Annotated in this window: 5 protein-coding genes and 2 tRNA genes; 5 read left to right on the forward strand and 2 right to left on the reverse strand. The window is 70.2% G+C overall.

The window, feature by feature from the left end:
- The 4 genes from AB0B91_RS64545 to AB0B91_RS64560 all read left to right on the forward strand — a co-directional run.
- On the forward strand, positions 1 to 450 hold a 450-nt coding region (locus AB0B91_RS64545; protein ID WP_358342902.1), incomplete at its 5' end, for a DUF3566 domain-containing protein.
- A 210-nt stretch (positions 451 to 660) separates the two neighbouring features.
- Positions 661 to 734 (forward strand) — tRNA-Ile (locus tag AB0B91_RS64550).
- 42 nt (positions 735 to 776) lie between these two features.
- A complete protein-coding gene (locus AB0B91_RS64555) occupies positions 777 to 905 on the forward strand; it encodes a DLW-39 family protein (protein ID WP_231920970.1) in 129 nt (42 codons plus the stop codon).
- A 43-nt stretch (positions 906 to 948) separates the two neighbouring features.
- A tRNA-Ala gene (locus AB0B91_RS64560) sits at positions 949 to 1,024 on the forward strand.
- A 127-nt stretch (positions 1,025 to 1,151) separates the two neighbouring features.
- Here the strand turns inward: AB0B91_RS64560 and AB0B91_RS64565 are convergent.
- A complete protein-coding gene (locus tag AB0B91_RS64565; protein ID WP_358342904.1) occupies positions 1,152 to 2,201 on the reverse strand; it encodes a hypothetical protein in 1,050 nt (349 codons plus the stop codon).
- Between the two features lie 117 nt (positions 2,202 to 2,318).
- Here AB0B91_RS64565 and AB0B91_RS64570 point away from each other — a divergent pair, with 117 nt between their 5' ends.
- On the forward strand, positions 2,319 to 2,813 hold the full coding sequence (locus tag AB0B91_RS64570; protein WP_357659814.1) for an NUDIX domain-containing protein: 495 nt from the start codon (positions 2,319 to 2,321) through the stop codon (positions 2,811 to 2,813).
- Positions 2,814 to 2,817: 4 nt separating this feature from the next.
- Here the strand turns inward: AB0B91_RS64570 and AB0B91_RS64575 are convergent.
- Positions 2,818 to 3,501 (reverse strand): HAD family hydrolase (locus tag AB0B91_RS64575; protein ID WP_358342906.1); only part of this gene is annotated, 684 nt, incomplete at its 5' end.

The following is a 3,501-nucleotide window of genomic DNA, read 5'->3' on the forward strand; positions in this document are numbered from 1 at the left end:
GGCGCCGCAGCCGTCGGGGCGGCGCGCGTGGGTGACGCGGTACGCGCCGCGCGTACGTCGGTCAGCTCGGCCGCGTCGCGCGGACCGCGCCGGGCCCGGCTGAACCTCAAGCGGATCGACCCCTGGTCCGTCATGAAGTTCGCGTTCGCGGTCTCGGTGGTGCTCTTCATCGTCGTGGTGGTGGCCACCTCGGTGCTCTACCTGGCCCTCGACGCGATGGGCGTGTTCACCAGCGTCAACGACAGCCTGACCGACCTGGTCAGCGCCGGCGGCGGCCAGAGCACCAGCGGCTTCCAGATCACCGCCAAGGGCGTGATCCTCAGCTCGGCGCTGATCGGCCTGGTCAACGTCGTGCTGTTCACGGCGCTCGCCACGCTCGGGGCGTTCGTCTACAACGTCTGCGCGGACCTGGTGGGCGGCATCGAGCTGACCCTCGCCGAGCGCGACTGAGCCACCTCGGAAGCCGGGGCACCGCCGAGGCGCGGCGCCCCGGCTTCCGTGCATTCTGGGCGCGTCGACCCGCCGCAGGGACGGCGTAATCGGCTGGGCCGGGCGGCAGGCCTCCGGTAGGTTCAGAGGCGACGGCAACACCCGGACGTCGCGGCGGCCCCCGATTTGGGGCCGGACGGACGGATGGGTTAACCTTGCTCGTCGCCACGCGGGGCTATAGCTCAGTCGGTTAGAGCGCAGAGCTGATAACTCTGAGGTCGCTGGTTCGATTCCAGCTAGCCCCACCGCACATCGTCCGACGGCAGTCGAGCGCGAGGGTAGGGCCCATGTTCAAGAAGCTTCTGATCCTTGCCGGCATCGTCGGTGTGGCAGCCGTGGTGGCCAGGAAGGTCAAGGCTTCCAACGACGAGCGCGCCCTGTGGCACGAGGCGACGACCGCGCCCGACCTGCGCTGATCCCCGCCGGCACTGTCGGCACCGGCGGATTCGTCCGCCTCCCGGGGCCCTAGCTCAACTGGCAGAGCACTGCCTTTGCAAGGCAGGGGTTAGGGGTTCGAGTCCCCTGGGCTCCACCAGCACTTTCCTTGGTTGATCTCGGTCCCGAGTGCAGCCATTTGTAGCGCCAAACGTGCGTACGAAAAGATCCCCACCGGCGTTTCCGCAGGTGGGGATCTTTTCGGCCCGGCAATGGGCCCACAGAAGTCAGGCCAGCGGTCGGGCGCGGGTGGCGGTGACCGTGGCGGTGCCGCTGTTGGACAGGCCGGAGATCAGGTACGCCCGGTAGGTGCCGTCCGGCAGCACGGTCCACAGGTCCGGGGTGCCGTCGGCGTCGATGTCGGCGGCCTGCAGGGTGCTGATCGTGACGCCGGTGTTCCAGCTTGCCGCCACCTGGTACTGGGTGTGGGTCAGCGTGCCGGTGCCGTCGCCGTTGTCGACCATGGTGACTCCGGTCCACAGGTACAGGTCACCGGTGCCGGCATTGCGCAGGAAGAGCGCAATCCCTGAGGCGGTCTCGGTGCTGGCGAGGCTCCAGTTCTGCCAGTCGGTCCCGCCGGTCGGCGTGGGATTGGTCAGGCCGGTGACGCCGTAGTAGAGGCCCGGCGCGAAGTAGTTGGGGTGGTAGCCGAGCCGGTAGCCGTTGGTGGCGTCACCGGCGATGCCGAGGAGATCCGGGATGCCGGTGTCGACGCCGTCAGCCTGGAACGCGTTCACCAGTTGCAGCGGGCTGTTGCCGTTGGCATCGATCAGATTGTCGGAGAAAGTCGAGAACTGGTTTCCGTAAGGGTTGGCCATCGTGCCGTCCCCAGCGCCGCGGATGACGCCACCGTTACCGGCGGAAGTTCCGGTCGGGTAGTAGTACAGGAAGTCCTGGTGGTCGACGCCGGTGAAGCGCCCAGTGATGACCTGGGCGCCATCGAAGTCGGCCGGGGAGTCGTTGCCGGTGACACCGTTGCCGCGCAGGCCGACGTTGCTGGCCGGGGTCTGCACCTGGCCGGTGCCTACGCCGGTCTTGCGGGACTTCACGCCGAGCCCCGACCAGACGCCGGAGCCGAGACCGGTGCCCGGACCGCCGACAGCGACCAGGTCGGGCACCCCGTCGCCGTTGAGGTCCTTGTCGACCGGGCCGGTGGTGACGGTGGGCGTGGGTTTCGGCGCGGCCTGGGCTGGCAGGGCTGGGGCGAGCGCGGTCAGCGCGAGCGCCACGGGCGCGGTCCAGGCGAGCATGCGCCGGGAGCTGAAGGAATTCGTCAAAGGGTTCCCCCGTGCCGTGAGTGGTTGGCGCTTGGACGGTACTGGTCGACGGCAACTGCCACGGCCGCTCGATGGAAATGGCGGCCTCATACGGGATGCGCCATCGAGAATGCCGAGGTGCCGTCACCGAAACTGCGTCACTCAGTCCGCGCGATCCTCCTAACGGAGGACCACCGCATCCTGCTTTGCCGACACTCCATTCCCGATCCGCCCGGACGATTCGTCTGGGCAGCGCCCGGTGGAGGCGTCGAGAGCGGCGAGACAGCGCTTGCGGCCCTTCGTCGCGAGCTGCAGGAAGATGTGGGGCTGGCCGTGGACGCCGAGCCACCTCACGTGTGGCACCAGGAGTTCGTGGTGCCCGGACACCTGCCAGGCTACGACGGCGTGGTCAACGACTACTTCCTCGTCCGTACCGCTGCCTTCATCCCGCGAGGCACCATGTCCGATGAGCAACTGGCCGCCGAGAACATCAGCGAATTCCGATGGTGGCCCCTGTCCGACATCGTCGCCTACCGGGGGTCCGACCTGTTCGGGCCACGCGACCTCGCCGAGCTGCTGGCGGCACTGGTCGCCGGTGGCGTCCCGCCCAGGCCGGTGCGAATCGGCCTGTAGAGGGTCAGGCGTCGGCGTACTCGCGTAGCAGCGCGAGGAGTCCGTGGCCGTCCTCGATCCGCGCGTCCGGTTCGACGCCCGCGAGCGCCGGTTCCCGGTCGGTGCGGGGCGAGCGCATGAGGATCGCGGCGCCCGTACCGGCGCGACGGGCGCACACGATGTCGCGGTGCACGCTGTCGCCGACGAACCAGCAGTCGCCGATCGACACCGCGACGGCGCGGGACGCCAGCAGCGCCAGTTCCGGGTTCGGCTTCCGGGGGCCGGCCTCGTCGCTGTAGAACTCCGCCCTGAACAGCCCGGAGAGCCCCGCGGCGGAGAGGAAGTCCCGGTGGGCGGCACCGCAGAGCGTGTTGCTGACGACCGCCATCGGCAGGCCGGCGTCGGCGGCGTGGCGCAGCGCCTCGCCGATGCCGGGACGCACCGCCCACTCCTGGCGCCAGGTCCAGGCGTACGCCAGCGGGGTCGCCTCGCGCTCGACGGCGTCGCGGGCCTCCCGCGGCCAGGACCGGGTCACGAAGTCGGCCCACACCTGGGCGTGCGGCAGCTCGGTGGGATCGCCGGCCCTGCCCACGTCGTCGCGCCACAGGGAGTATGCCCGCGCGCCCTCGCCCAGGTCCCGGGCGATCTGCTCGTGGGGCACCGCGCCGTCGACGAGCTCGGCGAGGCGCCGCACCAGCCCCGGCGGGGC

The sequence above is a fragment of the Nonomuraea sp. NPDC049141 genome, from assembly GCF_040648415.1.
Lineage (GTDB): Bacteria > Actinomycetota > Actinomycetes > Streptosporangiales > Streptosporangiaceae > Nonomuraea.

What these genes read in the sequence shown, in the direction of transcription:
- AB0B91_RS64555 (WP_231920970.1), top strand. Translation starts at nt 777, where the DNA reads ATGTTCAAGAAGCTTCTGATCCTTGCCGGCATCGTCGGTGTGGCAGCC.